The sequence below is a fragment of the Mucilaginibacter rubeus genome, assembly GCF_014643835.1.
In the GTDB taxonomy this organism is placed as follows: Bacteria; Bacteroidota; Bacteroidia; order Sphingobacteriales; family Sphingobacteriaceae; genus Mucilaginibacter; species Mucilaginibacter rubeus.
The window spans coordinates 427716-447750 of sequence record NZ_BMKD01000006.1 but is presented as its reverse complement, the minus strand read 5'-3'; the positions used below and the strand labels follow the sequence as shown (position 1 = coordinate 447750).

General features: G+C 44.3%; 17 protein-coding genes. 6 read left to right on the top strand and 11 right to left on the bottom strand.

The features are described 5' to 3' along the window. Nucleotides 1-172: 172 nt before the first annotated feature. Nucleotides 173-904 carry a GntR family transcriptional regulator gene (locus IEX80_RS20820; protein WP_188834013.1) on the top strand — a complete coding sequence of 244 codons (732 nt, stop codon included), beginning with the start codon at nt 173-175 and terminating at the stop codon, nt 902-904. Between the two features lie 560 nt (nt 905-1464). On the opposite strand, the gene IEX80_RS20815 is transcribed toward IEX80_RS20820, so the two are convergent. Then, nucleotides 1465-2736, bottom strand: coding sequence for a formylglycine-generating enzyme family protein (locus IEX80_RS20815; RefSeq protein WP_229701700.1), 1272 nt, complete (start codon nt 2734-2736; stop codon nt 1465-1467). 154 nt (nt 2737-2890) lie between these two features. Here IEX80_RS20815 and IEX80_RS20810 point away from each other — a divergent pair, with 154 nt between their 5' ends. Continuing rightward, entirely contained in the window at nt 2891-3919 is a 1029-nt protein-coding gene (locus IEX80_RS20810) for a S66 peptidase family protein (RefSeq protein ID WP_188834012.1), read from the top strand. Between the two features lie 197 nt (nt 3920-4116). Here the strand turns inward: IEX80_RS20810 and IEX80_RS20805 are convergent, their stop codons facing one another. Then, a complete protein-coding gene (locus IEX80_RS20805; protein WP_188834011.1) occupies nt 4117-5133 on the bottom strand; it encodes a quinone oxidoreductase family protein in 1017 nt (338 codons plus the stop codon). Nucleotides 5134-5320: 187 nt separating this feature from the next. Between IEX80_RS20805 and IEX80_RS20800 the strand changes: the two genes are divergently transcribed. Further along, complete coding sequence (locus tag IEX80_RS20800; protein ID WP_188834010.1) at nt 5321-5656, top strand: winged helix-turn-helix transcriptional regulator; 336 nt, start codon at nt 5321-5323, stop codon at nt 5654-5656. Nucleotides 5657-5663: 7 nt separating this feature from the next. Here IEX80_RS20800 and IEX80_RS20795 read toward each other — a convergent pair whose 3' ends face one another. After that, nucleotides 5664-6827: a hypothetical protein gene (locus IEX80_RS20795; protein WP_188834009.1), complete on the bottom strand. Its 1164-nt coding sequence runs from the start codon at nt 6825-6827 to the stop codon at nt 5664-5666. Between the two features lie 225 nt (nt 6828-7052). Between IEX80_RS20795 and IEX80_RS20790 the strand changes: the two genes are divergently transcribed. The 3 genes from IEX80_RS20790 to IEX80_RS20780 all read left to right on the top strand — a co-directional run bounded on the left by IEX80_RS20790 (nt 7053) and on the right by IEX80_RS20780 (nt 9054). Further along, nucleotides 7053-7832 carry an SDR family NAD(P)-dependent oxidoreductase gene (locus IEX80_RS20790; protein ID WP_229701699.1) on the top strand — a complete coding sequence of 260 codons (780 nt, stop codon included), beginning with the start codon at nt 7053-7055 and terminating at the stop codon, nt 7830-7832. 268 nt (nt 7833-8100) lie between these two features. After that, nucleotides 8101-8907 (top strand): phytanoyl-CoA dioxygenase family protein, encoded by an 807-nt coding sequence (locus tag IEX80_RS20785; protein WP_188834008.1) that lies wholly within the window; start codon nt 8101-8103, stop codon nt 8905-8907. A gap of 6 nt (nt 8908-8913) precedes the next feature. Further along, on the top strand, nt 8914-9054 hold the full coding sequence (locus IEX80_RS20780) for a hypothetical protein (protein WP_188834007.1): 141 nt from the start codon (nt 8914-8916) through the stop codon (nt 9052-9054). A gap of 286 nt (nt 9055-9340) precedes the next feature. On the opposite strand, the gene IEX80_RS20775 is transcribed toward IEX80_RS20780, so the two are convergent. The 8 genes from IEX80_RS20775 to IEX80_RS20745 all read right to left on the bottom strand — a co-directional run bounded on the left by IEX80_RS20775 (nt 9341) and on the right by IEX80_RS20745 (nt 20035). Continuing rightward, nucleotides 9341-11431, bottom strand: coding sequence for a CehA/McbA family metallohydrolase domain-containing protein (locus tag IEX80_RS20775; protein ID WP_188834006.1), 2091 nt, complete (start codon nt 11429-11431; stop codon nt 9341-9343). A gap of 7 nt (nt 11432-11438) precedes the next feature. Further along, nucleotides 11439-12449 carry a glycoside hydrolase family 43 protein gene (locus IEX80_RS20770; protein ID WP_188834005.1) on the bottom strand — a complete coding sequence of 337 codons (1011 nt, stop codon included), beginning with the start codon at nt 12447-12449 and terminating at the stop codon, nt 11439-11441. 318 nt (nt 12450-12767) lie between these two features. Further along, nucleotides 12768-13838 (bottom strand): cellulase family glycosylhydrolase, encoded by a 1071-nt coding sequence (locus IEX80_RS20765; protein WP_229701698.1) that lies wholly within the window; start codon nt 13836-13838, stop codon nt 12768-12770. 171 nt (nt 13839-14009) lie between these two features. Next, nucleotides 14010-15149, bottom strand: a complete 1140-nt coding sequence (locus IEX80_RS20760) for a sialidase family protein (RefSeq protein WP_176622342.1) — start codon at nt 15147-15149, stop codon at nt 14010-14012. Nucleotides 15150-15183: 34 nt separating this feature from the next. Beyond that, a complete protein-coding gene (locus tag IEX80_RS27935) occupies nt 15184-15309 on the bottom strand; it encodes a hypothetical protein (protein ID WP_255485184.1) in 126 nt (41 codons plus the stop codon). A 12-nt stretch (nt 15310-15321) separates the two neighbouring features. Continuing rightward, nucleotides 15322-17394: a beta-L-arabinofuranosidase domain-containing protein gene (locus IEX80_RS20755; RefSeq protein WP_229701697.1), complete on the bottom strand. Its 2073-nt coding sequence runs from the start codon at nt 17392-17394 to the stop codon at nt 15322-15324. An 11-nt stretch (nt 17395-17405) separates the two neighbouring features. Continuing rightward, complete coding sequence (locus IEX80_RS20750; protein WP_176622344.1) at nt 17406-19247, bottom strand: glycoside hydrolase family 2 protein; 1842 nt, start codon at nt 19245-19247, stop codon at nt 17406-17408. Nucleotides 19248-19333: 86 nt separating this feature from the next. Beyond that, the gene (locus IEX80_RS20745; RefSeq protein WP_176622346.1) at nt 19334-20035 is read right to left on the bottom strand and encodes a DUF3823 domain-containing protein; all 702 of its coding nucleotides are present in this window, start codon (nt 20033-20035) and stop codon (nt 19334-19336) included.

Sequence of the window (20035 nt, the reverse complement as noted above, 5' to 3'; positions counted from 1 at the left end):
TAGTTAGGTTAGTAGAAATGGAATAGGTCATTGAATTATTAGCGTTCCATACAATCTATAAATATCCTGTTTGGCAAATTAAAAACACTCGCTTAAACCATGTAAATACATAATTAACCTTTTACTATCTTTACCCTTACTTATATCCTCATTAAGGTTAGTAAAAGCCATTATGAAATTAGCCATCGACCATAAAAGCCCGATTCCACTACATATACAGGCCGAGCAATTGCTTCGCGAACTGATCAAAGATCCGGTTTACCAGGCGGGTAAATTATTACCTAACGAGGTAGAACTGGCAAAAAAGTTGGCTATATCCCGCACAACACTGCGCCAGGCTATTAATAAACTGGTTTATGAAGAACTGTTGATCCGCAAAAAGGGTTTTGGTACTAAAGTTGCCAACTCGAGGATCAGTTCAAAATCAATGAACTGGCTTAGTTTTTCGCAGGAAATGAAAGCGAGAGGTATTACCGTAAAAAATTATGAGCTGCATGTAAGCTGGGTATTTCCTGATGAAAGCACCGCCAGCTTTTTCGATATCAGTACAGAGAAAAAAATTGTGAAAATGGAGCGGTTACGGGGCAGCAGCGACAATCCTTTTGTTTATTTCATATCTTATTTTCACCCGCGCATAGGCCTTACCGGCGAGGAGGATTTTAAACGCCCGCTCTATGAAATGCTTGAGGACGAATATTCTACGATAGCAAACCTGTCAAAAGAAGAGATAAGTGCACTGGAAGCTAATAAGTTCATAGCCGGCAAGCTTGAAATTGAAACCGGCAGCCCCGTATTGTTCAGAAAAAGATTTGTTTACGATCAGGGCGAGCGCCCCATGGAGTATAACCTCGGCTATTACAAAGCCGAAAGCTTCGTATACACTGTTGAAAGCCGCAGGACCTGATTATAAAGCGCTATACCCGATACCGTTAAGTTAAGAATTGACAAGCTGCGCCAGAGGTGCAAAAGGTTTGTGGCATATTAGCGCCTCCAACTTTCCATTGCCCCAGAGGGACAAAACCACGCGCTTTGCCACTCAAATGGTCCCAGTATTTTATGGGTTAAGTTAAACTTAAGAGGGAATCTCGCAATCCCCCACCTTTTAAGTTAACGACTATGTTCATTAGTTCATTGCCAATTATCCATAAACCAATCGCTATCTATAAAAAAATACCAATAAAAATAAAATTTTCATATTAAGATGACAATAAATGTAAAGATTACACGTATATTTGTAACATCATGTGAATAGCTGACAGGCAGCGCCGCCGGTTCGACTCCGGGTTTACATCTCTTCTCATAATTTAGGTTTATAATTGGTTAGAACGCATTCCTGCCCATCAGGAGTGCTTCTTTTTTTTATGCCCTTTTTGAAGCGGAAGGCGGAATGCTTAAAGCAGAAAGCTTTTGAACTTGTTACCCATTGTTCCCGATAAACTCTTATATATAATATCACGAAGAATATTAAAGTGCTTTCTGGGCGTCCTGTGTCGTATTATTACCATGCTTAACATCCTTTACACATCTAAAGCCAACGTGGTTTGTTGCCGAGCGATATTCGCCCTTGCCTCTTGAGCCTACCATATAGCGTGTACAGTACTGATCGGTACACAAAAATGAGCCGCCTCTTTGAACCTTCTTTTTTTGCCCCGGCTCCTGAGGATCTGAAGAATCAGAAGGCCCTTTAGGATTGCGCGTAACTATATTAGGATTAAAACTATTATAATAATCATTGCGGTACCAGTCGGCACACCACTCCCAGGCGTTGCCGGCCATATCATACAAGCCGTAAGCATTCGCCGGGTATTTTTTTACCGGTCCCAAGCCGGTTTCACCATCTTCGGCGTTATCATGATCAGGAAAAGATCCCTGGAATGTGTTGGCCATCCAGCGCCCGTCCTGTTTTAACTGGTTGCCCCAGGGATATAGCTCACCGGCTTTACCTCCTCTCGCAGCAAACTCCCATTCGGCCTCTGTGGGCAGGCGTTTTCCGGCCCATTTGGCATAGGCAGCAGCATCTTCCCAGGCTACCTGTACTACCGGGTAATTTTCCTTCCCTTTTAAGTCGGAACCCGGCCCAAGCGGGTGTTTCCAGTCGGCCCCATTTTGGTATGTCCACCATTGCGAAATATCATCTAACTGTACTTTCTGACGCGGAGGCGTAAAAACCACCGATCCGGCAACCAGTTTTTCGGCCGGCACACCCGGAAATTCCGCCTCGGTGGGTTTTTGTTCGGCAACGGTTATATAGCCGGTAGCTTTTACAAATTTGGCAAACTGGTTATTGGTTACCTCGGTTTTATCCATGTAAAAACCATCGACAGATACCCGGTGAACAGGCCGGGCATCGTCCATTGCTTCCATACCGCCGTCGGTTATACCCCTTGGATTAACCCCACCCATGCTGAAAGTGCCGCCGGGAATCCAGGCCATATCATGATCTGCTTTATCGGCCGGGGTACTGTTCACGTTAACTATTGTGGGTTTAAATGATTCGCCACCCTGGTGCATGTATAAAATACTGTCTTCCCTGATCATCCCGTTTTTGGTACAGGAAATGGCCGCTTTAACTTTAAATCCGGCTGCTGATGCATTAACTACAGGCCTTGAAGTTGTGGTATCAGTTTCATTTTTATCGCCGGAGGTGTGACAAGCCTGGAAAACGAGCGACAATAGGATCAGGGCAAACCCTGTAAATGATTTAATTCCGGTAAATGGGATATGCTTTATCTTCATCAAATTCAAACTTACTGATCTTTAGGTAAAAGCAGGCGAGGGGTTATGTAAAGATTATAGGATAATGAATTTTACCTGCCGGGTATTCATCACTTATTATCCCGTTTTTCATACTTTTATAAACCCTGTTGTACCAAAATGCAGCAGGTATAAAATGAACCGAAAACGCTTCATATCATCCATAGTCACTGCCGGTGCCGCGTTATCAACCTCAGGGGCGTGGTCGGTTACTCCACCAAATCCCTATACTAAAACCCGTCACAAAATCGCTCCTTATTTGCAACCTGGAGATACCATAGGCATTATTAGTCCATCGGGATATATGAGCCTGGCTGACCTTATACCGGCTGTACAACTTATACAAAACTGGGGCTTTAAGGTACAGATTGGCGATAACACCGGCAAAAAGGATTTTATATACGGGGGAACGGATGAAGAACGCGTGGCAGACCTGCAGCAGATGCTGGATAACCCCGAGATTAAAGCCATTATGTGTGCAAGAGGGGGTTACGGATTGGTGAGGATCATTGACCGACTCAATTTCAAACAGTTTAAGAAAAATCCTAAATGGATTATCGGCTTCAGCGACATTACCGCCCTGCATTGCCATATCAACCGGAATTTTGGTATTGCAACACTGCATTCAAAAATGTGCAACAGTTTTCCTGATGACTGGGCAAAGGCCGATGCTATGCAGATAGCCACTATTCAATCCATAAGGCAGGCGCTTACCGGCGAAAATCTTAATTATTCGTCACCTGCTTGCTCCCAAAACCGCCCCGGTAAAACCGAAGCCGCGTTGGTTGGCGGTAACCTGAGCCTGATCGCGACGCTTTCGGGCACGCCGTCTGACCTTGACACGGATGGAAAGATCTTATTTGTTGAAGATACCCATGAACGCCCTTACAATATCGACCGCATGTTCTGGAACCTGAAACAAAGCGGTAAACTTTCGCGCCTGGCCGGGTTAATTATAGGCGGTTTTCAGCTAACACCGGATATTGAAGGCGAAGAATTTGGCCATACCATTTATGATATCGTTACCGAAAAAGTAAAGGATTATAGGTATCCTGTTTGCTTTGATTTCCCGGTGGGGCATCAGAAAAACAACTTCGCCCTTAAATGCGGTGTACAACACGTACTTGAGGTAGGCGCAGATGGAAGCACCTTAAAAGCGATTTAAATACAAAATTTATTCATAGCCGTAACTTTAGTCAACGGTAAAAGAAAGTAGGAACTAAGGGGCTTCAGCCCAATTTTTCAAGTGGTATTGAGGCTAAAGCCCTCTTGTTTTTTAATCATTATTCCGTTTGACTAAAGTCAACGGCAATGATTGATAATTTTAAATAATTAAAACAATCTTCGTAACGCAGGCATCCATCACACTTCTTCATCAACAGCTACAGTCATAACCAATTTTTTACCGTAAACACGATTAGCCTCCATCAGGCGGTGGGCCTCCTGCACAGTTTCAACACTAAGGTTACCGATTACATTTACAGTAGGGGCATCTATTTTATGGGTTTCAATTAATTGAGCTAAATGATTGAGCGTATCTCCGTACCATGAAAGGTTATTTTCAATTGCAAATGCGTAGGCCGCAATATTAAGGATATTGGCCCCTTTATCAAATAAAATTTCGCGGGCGACAGAGGTACCTAAAAAAGTAACATCAACATAGTTCCCGTTCATTTTTAATACATCGGCAGCGGTTTCGGTTATGGTGCCTCCAACAAGGTCAACAGCATAATCAAACCGTTTACCGTGGTTAGCTGTTATAAGCAGATCTTTTAAACCCGGCTGATTATAATTAATGATTTGCCCGTCACCAAGGCCAAGACTTTGCAGCGCGACTATGCTTTGTTCGCTACCTGCCGTAGCTACGATGTTTGAAACCCCATTCGCTTTTAACAGTTTTATCAAAAACCTGCCCACGCCACCAGCCGCACCATTAATAAAAATGCTGTCAGAAACTTCGGCCTTCATCCTGGTAAAACTATGCCAGGCCGTTAAACCCGACGAAGGGATAGCGGCAGCTTCCTCGAAACTGATATGCCGGGGTTTTCGGCCAATCATCTGGTAATTTAACGCCATTAATTCGGCATAGCTTCCGTTTGATCCGCGGCTACCGGCCAGGGCAATCACCTCATCGCCCGGCTTAAAACCAATAACATCAGGCCCAACCTGCTGCACTATGCCCGAAAGTTCACGCCCTAAAATTGGCGAGCGCATCAGCCTGCTTTCGCGCAGGCCCAGGCGCATCTGGTAATCAATAGGATTAAAGGCTGATGCTTTGATCTGGATCAGCACTTCGTCATTTTTAATTACGGGGGTATCCAGATGAGTTAAACTGAAGTTAGATACATCGCCAAAACCATTCAATTGTATTGCTTTCATAAATGCAGCGCTTTAAATTTGCTTGTGCCCCCAAAACTAAATACCTGGCACGTAAATAACCCTTACTCCTTTAATTGGGAGCAACTCATAAAAAAGGGAGTACTTATATGGGTTCTATTATTTAATTTTAACAATCAGGCTATTGGCTTTCAGCTTTGTGCATTCTGCTTTCAGCTTTTATATACTTATGATCAAAGAAAACTCGTCAAACGCCATAAACAAAGCATTCCTGTACCGGTCGTGCCGGATAAACGGCGCACTTGATGCCATTTCGGGCCGATGGAAAGCGCTTATTGTTATTCATATTTCGGAAGGGAATAATCGCTTCAGCCTACTAAAAGCGGCTATGGAAGGTATAACCGATCAAACATTGGGTAAACAACTGAAAGAGCTGGAAGCCTCAGGGCTAATCAGCAAAACCATCATTCCCGCTGTACCTGCGCGGGTGGATTATACATTAACCCCCAAAGGGCAAGCATTGCTGCCAATTTTGGCCAATCTGTCAGAATGGAGTGATATGTAAGGCTGTTTTATTTCAGGTTTTCATCAAAATCAATAAACAGATCGGCCATGTCATTATCATAAATACCGCCTGCTATTATGCTTTGCCCGGTTGTTCCGGGATTGTTTCCCTGGCCCAGCGGCCATGAGCCTTTTGAGTTGGTAACCCCGAACCCTGCACATGAAGCTGCTTGTAAAGCAAAATCTGTACAGTTATTTTTTGACAGGTGATACTCCAATCCGTCATATAAGCGGGTTAGTTTCAGGATCCTTTTAAACCGGCGTTCGGTTATAAACTTGCCCATTACTTCATCCCATTTGTGCGCCTCATCATTTTTGAAAGTTCCCGAGGTTTCCGGCTCCCATGGAGTGGCTGAAAATATGTTGTCCTTTTTAGGATAAAATCCGAAGGAAACAGAAACCGAGCTTGAATCGGTGTTGTACTTGATGAGCGTGATAAAAGTATGACCGGTGTTAGCCCGTACAAATACAGTCGGTTTACCCGGTTTTGGCTGTTTTACATGAAATAACAGTGCGTAAGCAGCCGCTTTTTTACCATCGTTAAAGGTATTCAGGATGCGGTTATAAGTGATCGATTTGCTCTTCTTTTCTTTTTTATCTTTTAGCTGAACCGGGGTGTTTACAAATACCGAATCGTCACTCGCGTTAATGGCCAGCAGGCCGCTGTTTAAATGTAACTGCCGGCCGGTTGTATCAGAAATAAGAGAATCCGGAGCAGCGGGTACAAGATTATTTCCGTCCTTTTTAGATACCATCGCTTTAAAAAAGCATTTCATGGCCAAAGGGTACAAATGCAGCCTGGCAAATACATTGGCAAGCTTATAATATGATTTAACTTTCGCCTGGTTATAATTACTTTCGCCGGTATTGTTGACCGATAGCTCTTTTAAATAGTTCAACACCTTTTTACGGCCGGCATGGGTATCCAGTTCACTTTCAAGATCCGTCTCAAAAGCGGCGTCGGCTTTATCAATAACTGGTTTGTTTGATATCCCCGCAAGCAGCTTGGACGAATAACTATCATCAATTATACTATGGGCAGATGTATCGGGCCGCAGGTTGAGCTTATACCTTACCGAAGCCGAGAGCTGGGCCGATGCAGGAAGTACAGATAATATAGAACCAATGATTACAAAGGCGCTGAATAAATATTTTGTACGATAAGCGGTCATGATCAATTTTAAGCTTGTGATAATTGTTGTGTTACAGATATAATAACGAATAGGGGAGCGGTTACGATTTACCGGCAACAACAATAACCTTGCTGGTTATAGCTTAGAAAACGAAAACGAGGCGGTATAGTTTTCATATCAATACAAACGTAATAACATTTTAAATAGTCTACAAGTTTAGTAGATTATTTTTATTTAAACTTGCATTGCAGATATACTCATAAAATGATGGATCAGTACGCTTTAGTTACGGGAGCAGGTAAAGGCATTGGGCGGTCAATGGTTATATTGCTGGCTCAAAAAGGATATAACCTGCTGCTGGTTTCCCGGTCGGAAAGTGACCTCATTGCCTTATCTGCCCAAATAAAAGCCAACTTTCATGTTAAAACTGATTATCTCGCGATTGATCTTTCGGGTGCAGGTGTGGCCCTTCGGGTCTTTGACTGGGCTAAAAACTTAAATGTACCCGTATCGATATTAATAAATAATGCGGGGCATGGGGCGTGGGGAAATTTCGACGAGCTGGATCTGAGCGCACAAACAGGTATGATGCACGTTAATATGAATGCCCTTACCGAGCTCTCTTATCACTTTATCCCGCTTTTAAAATTGCAGCAGCGGGCTTTTATCCTCAATGTATCCAGCACCGCGGCTTACCAAGCTGTACCGACACTGGCTGTATATGCAGCCACCAAAGCGTTTGTTTTATCATTTAGCCGGGCTTTAAGATATGAGCTTAAGGAAACGCCGGTATCAGTAAGCTGCCTTTGCCCCGGCCCTACAGACACGGGCTTTGCCCACAGCGCGGGGATGGATGCCCTGGCCGAACTGGCAGCCAAATTTAACATGACAGCAGATGAGGTTGCGGCTATCGGCATAAAAGGAATGTTCAATAAAAAGGCCGAAATAGTCCCCGGATTTTTAAATAAGCTTTCGGCCGCAGCTGCAACATATAGCCCTAAAACCCTGATTGAACGCGTAACCGCCGGACTTTACAAGCATTAAAAAAATATTTTTATAAATATTTGGTATGATTAACAATTTGTTTACATTTGCATTAGTCTACTAAAAAGATAGATTTAATATACATTGAACAATAAGCACAACATATTATTTGCATGCCCTATGCGAATGCCCTTGATAACAAGGGTCATGTGCAGCTGTTGTTGTTAATTTCCCTTAAAAAGGACCACCTCCTTTCCTAAAAACTGCCCCGGCGGCACCCAGCGTTTACAATCTCATTTTCCAGGTACTTTAATATCTTTTCCACCACATGGCAGCGTCATATCAAAAATTCACATTAGGCTCAGCAATTACGCCCGAACAACAAGCTTTTTTCAATCAGCACGGCTTTATTCATTTTAAAAACTTCATTAAGCCCGAAACAGTTACCGACATCATCAATGCATCAAAACAGGTTGAAAATACCTGGATCAGCAACAAAACTGAGAAGGTGAATGGCGTACCTATTAAATACGGCAAAGATCTTGACGGGTCGCCTATTGTGCAGCGTTTTGCTTTTATTAATCAGCATCATAACCTGTTAAATGAGTTCACCAAAGATCCGCGTTTCGAGGTACTGCTTAACCTCATAGGCGAAGGCTCGCGTTTAGGAACTGAAGAAAAGGACGGCATGGTTTTTAACCACTATGTAAACGGCCCCGAAAGTAGTTTTACCAAAATGGGATGGCATACCGATGGCCTGCGCGATATTTTTCATGGCCAAAGGTTAAACCCGATGCTGAATGTTGGGATTCACCTAAGCACTTTAAAACCGGAGAACGGCGGTTTACGCATCCTGCCCGGCACACATAAACAAAACCTTTACCAGATGCTTTTCCGTAAAAAATATTTCCTTGATCATGATACCGACGAAAATGAGGTAGCTATTATCCCCACTGCCGGCGACCTGACCATACATGATGGCCGTTTATGGCATCGCGTGGCCCAGTCAACCGTAGTTGGTGAGGAAAGCCGCCGCAGGGTAATATATATCCCCATTATTGCCGGTAAATACGAGCCGAAGCATGCCGACAGCCCTACTGCTTTTTATCAACGTTTTGCAACTATTGTTAAGTAAAAATTTATGTTAATTGCCTTATTCATCAGCTATCTTATCCGCACCGGGAAAGTGGCAGCCCTGAAAAGCTTTTTCACAGAGCGGGCACTGGTTAAAATCCCTGTAAAATACACACCGAAATATTTAAGAAGAACGGTTCAGGCCTGAATATTACCTGAATCATTCTCTCCGAGTCACGCCGCCGCCGCTCGGCTCCAGCCGAGTGGCGGCGTAGGTTTTAGGTTTTTACTTATGCCGTTGTTGGTGTTGTCACCAACAACTTTTCATGCGTTATTGCTCTTATAATCACGAAATGCTTATTTGCTAATGTAACGCAATAATTGCATAACGCAGAGTTGTTGGTGACAACACCAACAACGGCGGCGGAGGCCGGCCAGAGGCCGTTTTTATAGTTGCCACTCGACTGGAGCCGAGCGGCGGCGTAGGTTTGTTTTTACTTCAACCAAACCGTTTGTGTATAAGCGCCATCAACCGCAGCATCCCATACTTCAAGCCGTACCCATTTGCGGCCTTTCATGTTTAACACTTTACTAAATGTTTTTGTGCTGAAGGCCTGGGTTGATGTAAGATCGATCCGCTCACGATAAACCCGCTTCCCATCTCCCGAAATGATTTCGGCAAAATTGAGCGGGAATGTCCAATTGGTTTTAAAATTGACGGTACATTTACCATTGACAGGGAGGGCGATGGTTTCGCCTGAAGAATGGCCGTTTACGGTAAAATCTTCTATCAAAACTTCGCCGGTAGTGGAAAAGAATTTTCCCTGCTCCAGTACATCGAGTACAGGTTGCCAGCCATTTTTATATTGCGGCTGTTTGGCGAGCTTTAGGTAGTTTACGTTGAGATGGGCGTACATTTCATTTTCAGGCTCGATGCTGAACAAGTCTGCTTCGGAAAGTACTTTCTTTTTCAGGCCCCAGTTATTCATATCATCCATCAGATCAAATACCCGTTTGCCTAAACGAGGCTCTGAAAGATCAGCAGGTAAAGCTTTCCAGGCAGCTCCTAAAAATCTGTCGGACAGGTAAAAATCTTCTTTTTTATAAGCATCCGGGAAACCGGTTGATCCCTTTGTACGGGCATGCGCTGTCCAGGCCAAACCATTTTCGGCTTTAAGCAGGTTCAGCATATCGGCTTTGTCACCAATGTGGTAAACTTTGCCATGTTCGGCATCGGTACTTTCAAAAGGCGTACCCGCCTTGCGCGACATGATCCAGTAAACCGGCTTAGGGAAAAATGCCAGCCAGTGCCCGCCAAAAAATTCATTAGGCTCTTCGCCGGGCAGCAGTAAAAAATTAGAATCAGACAAGCGGTTACACTGATCAAACAGCGCTTTTAATTCTTTAAGGCGCTGCTCGTCCGGTCCTTTAGGGTGCGCTGTGTAATGAAACTCAGCCAAATGAACTATGTTGATGCCTTGACGCTTTAATACTTTTACAAATGATGGGCTATCAGGTACATGCTTACCTGCCAACACCAAACTCATGATAAACTCGTTATGGAAGTGGCTGGCCATGGTTTTGTAACCGAGAAGCGGCTTGTAACTGTCATCATGGGTGAATTGCTTTACGTTATTCAGCAAAGCGTCTGCACCATCATTGCCCAGCAGGCAAAAAAAGTTAAGCCGTTGTTTGGTTCCCGGAGGGGCGTTAAACCAGGGCACGAAACGTTTATCGCCCTGTAATTCCTGCCTGATACCAAGCCCAAAACCCGGAAGCAAACTGCGGTAATTGTTACCGTACCATACAAACTTGAGATTGAAAACTTCATCCAAAGGATAAAAATACTGGTGCGGTGCAGGGAATATGGCTATCGCGGCATTATCATTTGCGCCTATGATGGTGCGGTATTTTACAGCGAGGTTTTTAGCTGTATCAGGCCGTTCAATCTGATCTGTTTGCAGGTGTTCATACACATCGCTGTAACTTACAGTCTTAAGCGGTTTTGTTGTAGCTATCAAACCTGCATCATACAAAATGGCAGTTGAGTCAATTGGTGTTGATACAACCGCAGCTACATTAAACAGGGGCTGTCCGTTGTACAGGGTGATTTCCAGGTCGCCTTTAAAATTGGGAGCTTCTAATCCGGGTATGGTAATTACAGTTCGGGTGCCTTTACCGCTTACATTGACTGACTTTTTATGAAAATCCACCTTATAGGAATGGTGCGGCTTCAACGGTACTTTATCAAAAAAGATGTTCCAGCCGTTTTGAGAGATAAGGTCGCGCTTGCCTTCTGTGAGGATAAACTGCGGATCAACATTTTCAATTACCGGTTTGTAAATACCTCCTTTACTTAACTGCACGCTGGTAAATAGCGGTTGGCCATTTTTTAAATTTAAAACAAGTTTAGCCTTGCTGTTAATCCCTGCCGGCCAGGTTACCGTTACGTTTGCGGTATTTGCCATTACACTTACGCCGGCCGCCGGTTTAAAGTTTTTATAGCCTGATACCTGCGCCCCGGCATTTAAAAAAGTCAGCAATAGCAATCCGTAAAGTGCCAGATGTTTTAATTGATAAACCATATTATTACTATTTAGTTACTACCGGCCAGCCATTTTGATATTTGATAGGGCTGATACACATTACCCTCCCTTTTTCCTTGCGGACTATTTCGATAGCGTGATAAGCTATAAACTTGTTTCCCTTTTCGTCGGTAAAAATAGAATTATGACCAGGAGCCGTGTAAACAGCATCTTTAACCAATATAGCGCTATTGAGGGTTTTATCACTTTCACCCAACCTTAAAAACGGGCCAACCGGATTATCGGCCTTCGCTATCATTACCGCATAATTGGCACCGGCACCACAACAATTATCGCCCGAATAATACAGGTAATAGGTTCCGTTATCATAATCAAGCCATGATCCTTCAACCAAATTACTGTAACTTTTATCCTTGCCCGGTTCAACTACAACTGTTGGCTGTGAACCTTCTTTAAAGTCCGACCAGTCATCTTTCATTTCCTGTACCCGCAATGGCTGAAAGTCCGATCCCCAGTAAAGAAAATGCTTCCCGGTTTTAGGGTCAACAAAAGCTTTTGGATCAATACAGTGAAAACTCGGGCCTTTCATAAATGGTGTACCTCTGTCTGTAAAAGGGCCAAGCGGGTTGTCAGCATAAGCTATTCCCATCCATTTGCCGGTTAACTCATTTGGATCGGCAGAAAAGAACATGACGAATTTGTTGAGTTTGGCGTCGAAGAAAACATCCGGCGCCCAAAAGTTTTGGGTATTAGTAGCCCATGAAGGTTTTTGCAGCAGAGCATCGCCGGCGTAGGTCCAGTGCTCATGATCAGTTGACCAGGCCACCTGGATATTGATCATTTTCCCATCTGCGCCCGACGATTGGGTTGCATAAGCGTAATACTTACCATTATAACTGATCACCGTAGGATCGGGGAAATCCCTGTCAAGCACAACATGAATAAGACCATTATAAGGCGCTGGCTGTTTAGTTGGCTCAACTTGCTGTGCATGGCTGCGACAGGCGGTTATAGTGCCGAACAGGCCCAGCATCAGGTAACTAAAAAATTTCTTCATAGGTGTAATTGGTTTATAATTCGGAACAAGACTTACGAAGTTTTAAAAACGTAAGTCTTTTATCTCGTGCGCGCAAACATCAGGGTCCTCTGCGAGAGACCCTGATGGGACGGTAAAACTTCTTCATAGGTATAATTGGTTTAATACATTGAAGGCGGCCACAGATAATTTTATCCAGCAGGTAATCAAAGAAGCGTCATTGCGAGGCACGAAGCAATCCCAAACTGTACAGGGCGGATCTGCCTATCGGGGATTGCTTCGTACCTCGCAATGACGCATTTTTTATTGAATCTTAACGCTTTGCCGACATCAAACAGACTATCTTCCGGTCAATTTCTTGATCAGGTTTGTTTCTTCAGGGATGTAGGCAGTACCATCCTTGCGGAAAATATCATGGAACCACAATTTAGGTTCTTTGCCATCAGGCATTGGGGTATCCCAGGCGTAAATGGTATTGGTTTTACCGCTTACAAAGCCCCAGTTTATGGCACCTACGTTTTCTTTTTTAAGCATTGGCAATACCGTGCCGAACAGACTGTTACGCGGACGTGCCATGTACTCGGTACAAATTAACGGGCGACCGTTCATTTTCAGGAACTGTACCGTTTTGAGGTGTTCAGCTTCCGGGGTATAGTCATGATAAGTAATAATATCCGAGTTAGCTATCTGGAATTTGTTCAGGTCTTCCAGGTCCCAGCGCCAAACGCCGGCACTAATTGGTTGACTTGGATTAACCTGTCTTGCCCATTTGAACACGCTTTTTAGCAGTGGCAAGGTTTTGTTCCCTTTATCCGAGTTGCCCGGTTCGTTGTACAGGTCCCAAAGCAATACGCGTTTATCATTGGCGAAACGTTTCAATACGTCCTTCACATATTTCTCAAGCACCGGCGAATTTGCTGCGTTATCAGATGCCGGCTGTCCGGGGTCCTGCATCCAGCCCGAATTATGGATTCCCGGTTTTGGCTCCGGTTGTTTACCCGTTTTAGGTACTTTATTCCAGCAGTCATCAAAAAACACAAACATGGTTTTTACGCCGTGTTTACTTGAAATGGCAAGGTATTCGTCCATGCGTTTTTTGAAACCTTCATGATCCTGCTCCCAAGCTAAATGGTGCAGGAATACCCGCATTACATTCATACCAATACCCTGCGCATAGCCTAATTCTCTATCTATTGTTTTTGGATCGAAGGTATCGGCCTGCCACATTTCTAACTGGTTAATGGCTGTACTTGGAATAAAATCGGCACCCACCAGCCATTGCTGCTGCGCATACCAGGTTTTTGCCTTCTCCTGCGACCATACCTGCGCCGGCGCTTTTTGCTGCGCCATTACCCTCATCCCCAATGGCATTGCCAAAGCAAGCGCCAATACTTTTAATTTTGTTTGCATTTATAAAAGTTTAATAGTTTAATTCTTTCCTTTTTTAATTCCCCTCTTGAGAGGGGAGCGTAGGATGGTGTGATGACAGGGGTTTGTTTCTGCGCCGTTTATTGACTCATGGATAAACACACCCCTCCGCCCCTCTCAAGAGGGGAATCGCACAGCCCTTGCTTTTATTCTTTATTTCTCTGTTACCACTTTTCCCTTCACCATCCATATCTCCGTTCCATTCCCAAAGGCATTGGTTGATGTAAGTGCAATAATGGTATCATCATTAAGCACACACAACGAGTTCCAAAGCCCGTGTTTATCAACCGGAATATTGAACGGTGCTGGTACACTCATAAAATTTTCAGCGTCGCTATTCCCTAAAGCTACCTGCATACACGCCTGTTCCCAATTATGATTTCGGTTTTGCGTACTTTGATAGGATAGCACTGTTTCACCGCTGAGCAGTTGCCTTAAATAAGGCGCTCCGGCGTAAACTGTATCCTGCAATTTGGGTGTGAGCGCGTATGTGCGTTCGGCATCATTGGGGCCAACCGTTTTTTTCCAATTTTGGCCGATGCTGTTGCGGATGATAGACGGTTTAAAAGTTGCACCGGCATTATCCTCTATCGAAAAAGCAATCTCATTTTTTCTTTTCAGGATGACTGGCACCGGCATACCATCTCTATGGCCCGGCCTGAAAGATACAATTTGAGGCTGTTTTGTCCAGCTTAAGCCGTTATCCTTCGACCGGAATATGGAAATATTTTGCTCGTTTGATTTGGTGTACACACCCTCGTTTGAAAAGAACAACTGGATCTCGCCCGATGGCAATTGAATCTGCGATGGCTCCCAGCAGCCATCATCAAAATTATAACGCGCCTGATAAATCAGGCGTTCATCCGTCCAGGTTTTGCCTTTATCGTAGCTCTTTTTTGTACAGATGGCAAAGTGTTTGGTTGTATCCCAAGCACTGTTTACTTTATGCGGGCGTGGGTTGTATGATGCCAGTAATGAATGGTCTTTCAACTCCAGTATCTCGGGCACTGCCATGTTTACGCCCGGCACTGGCCGGGCAATTATTACAGGAGGCTTCCAGCTTTTACCTAAATCAGTACTTGTAATGCATTCAATACCTCCGGCACTTTCATAAACACAAAACAGGTTACCATTACTTAACTGGATCATGCGGGCGTAATTGCCGTTTTTGCTCCCTACCTGTTTTAAGGTGGCTTGATCCCAGGCAATAGTTTTATTGTTAACGGCATTGTGTTGCCCCAGAACCATCACCGGGGCAAACACACCCATTAACCAAATGAATATCTGCCGCATAACCAATTATATTCTTTTTATTTCTGTCGATATTTTATTTGACGTCGGCCAGCCAGAAACTAAATGGCTTATCCCTGTCGCAAACCAGTGTTTCACCGTTAAACTCCAATTCAGCGGCATGGATGGATGTGCGTTTGGTTGTGTAACTGTAAGCCCCCATCTGCATTTTTCATTATTCAGCAACCGGGAAAGCCGAGATCCTTAACCTTGCCCCGCCCATAGGTACCAATGTTAGTTCTTTAGCAGGTTCCTCAGTTTTAACCGGACTTTGTGGCAATACACCGCATAAACCTGTTTCATCTATCTTCCAACCGGGCAGCTGTTTACCTTTTGCTTTCAACTCTATCGGCGCAGTGGTATTGGTGAACGGATTATTGTCCTTTGGCCACGCGCGGTGAACAACCTCTATCGATTTTTCAGGATGTTGCTCATCTATCAGTAAACCATAATTCCATGGGGATGCTGCATAGATGTTATACGAAGGCCATTTTTGAGGGTCAGCACCGGGTTGCCAGTGCGAATCGCCCTGAGCATCTTTCAGGTTATCTCCTTTGGTATATTGCTCTTCTATTTTCAAAGAATAGGTAAGCGGGCCATAGCTAACACTTACGCTATTTTTGTTTTTAGCCCATTCTTTCACCTTAAGCTGCATTGGCAACTGAAGCGTTACTTTATCGCCATTTTTCCAGTTTTTAGCTAAGCGGATATAATCGCCTGTTGAGGTATTTACATCTACAGCGACGCCATTAACTTTTACCGATGCGCCTTTGCACCATTCCGGGATCCGCAGGTAAAGCGGGAAATCGACTGCTTTTGGCGTATTAACCATAAAGTTGATCTGATCCTGGAATGGATAGTGACTTGTTTCGGCGATGCTTACCGTAGTTCCGTTACCGACCTTCGCGTTCACCTTACCTTCGGTGTAAAGCAGGGCAGCTATGCCGTTATCAGGGGTAGCCATCCAGCTGTTTTCGGCATAATATACCCAACCAGCAGCGTGGTTATGCTGGCAGCAACGGCTGCCGAAAGGGTTCATCATCAAAAACGGCCCTTCATTGGCAATACCCGGATGGTGGTTTTTACCATCACTCACCACCATGTTAGGTGCAGTTAGATAACGTAAAGCACGATAATCGGGCATAAAGGCAGCCGGGAAGGTATTGAAAGCTACGTCCTCGCAATTCTCTGCCCAGAAACGGTCGCCGGTATTGCCCAATAACATCTGGTCGGATGTCATTTGCTCTACCAAACCACAGGTTTCTACTGCCTGGCGCGGATCATCATAACCCTTACGGGCGTTTTCATCAGCACCGAACATACCGCCTGGAACCTGGCCATAGATGTCACGAATCAGTTTAAAATCATTGTATGTAGCATCCAGATCTTTTTTATCATGACTTTGCAGGTAATAAGTTGCCGGCTCACGGAAACACTGCGCTACGTTAACATTGTGCCAGTTGGGCAGGTTATTAGCCTGGCGCCAGTCGGCTGTATTTTTGTCAAGTTTGGTAGCTAAGTCAAGCAAAAACTTATCGCCGGTGCGGTTATATAGCCAGTAAACACTCAGCATATTATCCCCGCCACGGCTGTTTTCCCAGTAATCTTCCAAAAATTTATTATCAGGCGTAGCTAACTCATACTTAAAGTATTTAGTCATGAAAGGGATAACGCGGGAATCTTTGGTGTATTCGTAATAGGATTGCAGGCACCAAAGCATAGGCATGTTAGTCCAAAGGTCGCGATTACCGTTATGCTCAACCGCCGGACCAAAATCACCGTTGTCACGCTGATTGTTCAGTACGGCATCTATCCAGAATTTCGTTTCGGCAATCATCTTTTTATCTTTCAGCGTGTAGGCTATATCAGCATAACCCTTTAGCCAGTAAGGCAACTCTTCCCAACCATATTCGCCTTTGCCCTCTTTATTAAGCCACGCATTGTTGGTTTTTGAAAGCCACGCACTGATTTCGCCAAGGTTACCGGTTAAACCGTCGCGCTGCAGTTCCATCATCTTTTTAAGCCAGCCGCCGGCTTCAATGCTACCGGTAGGCAATTTGGTAAAATATTGCCTCTGCAAGGGGGCTCGGTTATTTACATAAAAAGCATTCGCGCCTTTGTTATCAACCGTTGTTACCGTGGTTGCTTTCACGCTCTGGGCATTCACAGTTGCAAAGCCCGCACAGATCATCGCCACAGAAAGACAAACCTCCCTGCGCATCAGTTTTATACTATTTTTTATAGTCATACGTAAAGATATTATTTCACCAGGGCCGGATCGTACAGTTTGCTGTTGGCTTTTTGTAACAATTCAACAGGCATTTTAATCACCTTGCGATCATAGGTCATGAAGCCGTTTACTTCGCCCTCCACATCTGTTGTTTGTGTATATACTGCTGCCGAAAGGCCAACTTTAATCAATTCTTCCAGCCTATCGGTAAAGGTTGAATATCTTTTAAACAGGTCGTCGCCGTTTTTGAAGTTTTGGTAGCCCCAGTTTTTATTGGCCTGCCAGGTATGTCCGTCAACCGGCCAGCCCAAACCACCAAACTCGCCTAAAACAACCGCTTTAGTTTTACCGAAGATCTCAGGACGTGGCATAGCAGGGTGCGGATAGTTATGCAAATCGACAATGTTACCGGTATCGTAGAAGTTGCCACCGCTGGCACTGTTCACCAAACGTGACGGGTCTTTTTTCATCGTCCATTCGGTGATCTCCACAGTTTTAAACTGTCCCCAGGCCTCGTTAAACGGAGTCCAGACTACGATGCATGGATAGTTATATAATGAGTTAATGATAGCGTTCCACTCTTTGCGATAGTAGCTTTCAGATTCGGGAGTACGTTGCTGGTCAGTTGCGCGGTCAAGCACGCCGGGACGATTTTCCCAATGGTTGCCTAAATCGCCGCTCGGCATATCCTGCCAAAGCAGCATACCTGTTTTATCGCAATAAGCATAATAACGTGCCGGCTCCACCTTAATGTGCTTGCGGATCATGTTAAAGCCCATTTCCTTCAACTTATCAATATCAAAGCTCATAGCCTCATATGTTGGCGGGGTGTATAAGCCATCAGGCCACCAGCCCTGATCAAGCGGGCCGTATTGAAACACAAATTTGTTGTTCAGCAACATGCGCTGAATGCCGTTGGCATCAGCTCCAAGCGAAATTTTGCGCATGGCAAAGTAGCTGCCTACCTCATCAACAGCTTTGTTATTGCGGATAACGGCAACTTTCAGGTCATACAAAAAAGGATCGGTAGTTGACCATAGATGCTGATCTTTGATATCCAGCACAGCAGTTTCGCCGGCATCAATTGTTTTTTCGGATACGAGGGTTTTGCCGTTCCAGGCGCTGATCTTCAGCTTATCGCCCGGTTGGCTATTGGTAACTTCGGCCGAAACCGATAGTGTGTGAGCGTCAATGTTAGGGGTTTGTTTGGTGGCTTCAATGTGTGTTTTAGCTACACCTTCCAACCAAACAGTTTGCCAGATGCCGGTAACAGGAGTATACCAGATTCCTTCGGGCTTTTTTACCTGTTTACCACGCGGCTGCGGACCATCATCTGTCGGGTCCCACACGCTTACGGTAATTTCCTGTTTTGAACCGCCTTTTAAATAAGGGGTAATGTTAAATGTAAAAGGATCAAAGCCGCCTTCATGGATGCCGGCACTTTTACCGTTTACAAATACTTCGGTACGCCAGTCAACCGCACCAAAATGCAGCAGTACATCTTTACCTTTTAATGTTTTATTTAAGCTGATGGTTGTTTTATACCACAACATGCTATCCTTACCCACCGTTTTACCCACTCCCGACAGGGCAGATTCAACCGCGAAAGGCACCAGGATCTTTCCTTCATATTTGGCAGGCCCTGTAGTTGCTTTAGGCACTATGGCATAGTTCCATAAACCATTAAGATTTTGCCAGTTGCCACGTACCATTTGCGGGCGTGGATATTCGGGAAGCGGTGCCTTAGGGTCAACCTTTTCGGCCCATGGGGTAGTGATCCTGTCTTTTATCAAATGCCATTCGCCTTGCTGTGCATTGGCAGATAGATAAGTAGTAATAAAAAGAGACAGGCAAAGCGATAGTTTCTTCATCAGTTTTGAAGTGTAAGGATATTATGTAATTAATTATGCAGGGAGAAAAAAATGGCCCCGCCATGAAGCGGGGCCTTATTATAATTTTAGTAGTTAACCTTCACTACAGGCGAGAAAATCATATCTTCAACATCTGCAACTTTAAGTCCTACACGAGCGAACACATAATTTTGCGTAGGTGTTATAGTTGGCACATTTACGCTTATGCTGACGTTATTCATGTTTGTAATTGCCGAACCAGCAATATTAGTAGATGCAATTTGATTATCACCTGCTGATACAAACTGAGTTTTGTTAATATACAACACAACAGCTTCTATATTTTTGGCATTGGCATCGGTTATAACCTTTTGTAAATCAAATACGGCGGTAACAACTTTACTGGCACCCGTTATTTTGGTATTATTAATAAGGTAATATGGAGTTACCTCAATATCAAGAGTTTGGCTACCGCTGACAGTTACAGCCAATGTATCCCTTTTACCCGAGGCAAGTTCTTTCCACATAAATGGGCCTTGATTTGGCGGAATGGTAAATTTGTAATTACCGTTAAACAAAAGCGTTGAGTAACTGCCATCCTGTTGGAAGGTGCCCTTAATTGCACCTGTTTTACCAAAGCCCGGCTGATAAAGCTCGAAAGGGACCTGATTATATTCAACGTTAATTGCCGCCCCTTTATAAGTAAGACGACCGGTAAGTTTTGATGAGGGCGCATCATAGTTATCCTTCTTGCAACCCATGGTAGCAAGTAAGAGCCCAAGTATGATATGATGAAATTTTATTTTCAT

Bases quoted from the DNA above. Each gene is read 5' to 3' on its own strand.
- IEX80_RS20795 (WP_188834009.1), bottom strand. From the start codon at position 6,827: ATGACCGCTTATCGTACAAAATATTTATTCAGCGCCTTTGTAATCATT.
- IEX80_RS20760 (WP_176622342.1), bottom strand. From the start codon at position 15,149: ATGCGGCAGATATTCATTTGGTTAATGGGTGTGTTTGCCCCGGTGATG.
- IEX80_RS20800 (WP_188834010.1), top strand. From the start codon at position 5,321: ATGATCAAAGAAAACTCGTCAAACGCCATAAACAAAGCATTCCTGTAC.
- IEX80_RS20765 (WP_229701698.1), bottom strand. From the start codon at position 13,838: ATGCAAACAAAATTAAAAGTATTGGCGCTTGCTTTGGCAATGCCATTG.
- IEX80_RS20750 (WP_176622344.1), bottom strand. From the start codon at position 19,247: ATGAAGAAACTATCGCTTTGCCTGTCTCTTTTTATTACTACTTATCTA.
- IEX80_RS20780 (WP_188834007.1), top strand. From the start codon at position 8,914: ATGTTAATTGCCTTATTCATCAGCTATCTTATCCGCACCGGGAAAGTG.
- IEX80_RS20820 (WP_188834013.1), top strand. From the start codon at position 173: ATGAAATTAGCCATCGACCATAAAAGCCCGATTCCACTACATATACAG.
- IEX80_RS20805 (WP_188834011.1), bottom strand. From the start codon at position 5,133: ATGAAAGCAATACAATTGAATGGTTTTGGCGATGTATCTAACTTCAGT.
- IEX80_RS20790 (WP_229701699.1), top strand. From the start codon at position 7,053: ATGATGGATCAGTACGCTTTAGTTACGGGAGCAGGTAAAGGCATTGGG.
- IEX80_RS20745 (WP_176622346.1), bottom strand. From the start codon at position 20,035: ATGAAAATAAAATTTCATCATATCATACTTGGGCTCTTACTTGCTACC.
- IEX80_RS20815 (WP_229701700.1), bottom strand. From the start codon at position 2,736: ATGAAGATAAAGCATATCCCATTTACCGGAATTAAATCATTTACAGGG.
- IEX80_RS20770 (WP_188834005.1), bottom strand. From the start codon at position 12,449: ATGAAGAAATTTTTTAGTTACCTGATGCTGGGCCTGTTCGGCACTATA.
- IEX80_RS27935 (WP_255485184.1), bottom strand. From the start codon at position 15,309: ATGGGGGCTTACAGTTACACAACCAAACGCACATCCATCCATGCCGCT.
- IEX80_RS20785 (WP_188834008.1), top strand. From the start codon at position 8,101: ATGGCAGCGTCATATCAAAAATTCACATTAGGCTCAGCAATTACGCCC.
- IEX80_RS20755 (WP_229701697.1), bottom strand. From the start codon at position 17,394: ATGACTATAAAAAATAGTATAAAACTGATGCGCAGGGAGGTTTGTCTT.
- IEX80_RS20775 (WP_188834006.1), bottom strand. From the start codon at position 11,431: ATGGTTTATCAATTAAAACATCTGGCACTTTACGGATTGCTATTGCTG.
- IEX80_RS20810 (WP_188834012.1), top strand. From the start codon at position 2,891: ATGAACCGAAAACGCTTCATATCATCCATAGTCACTGCCGGTGCCGCG.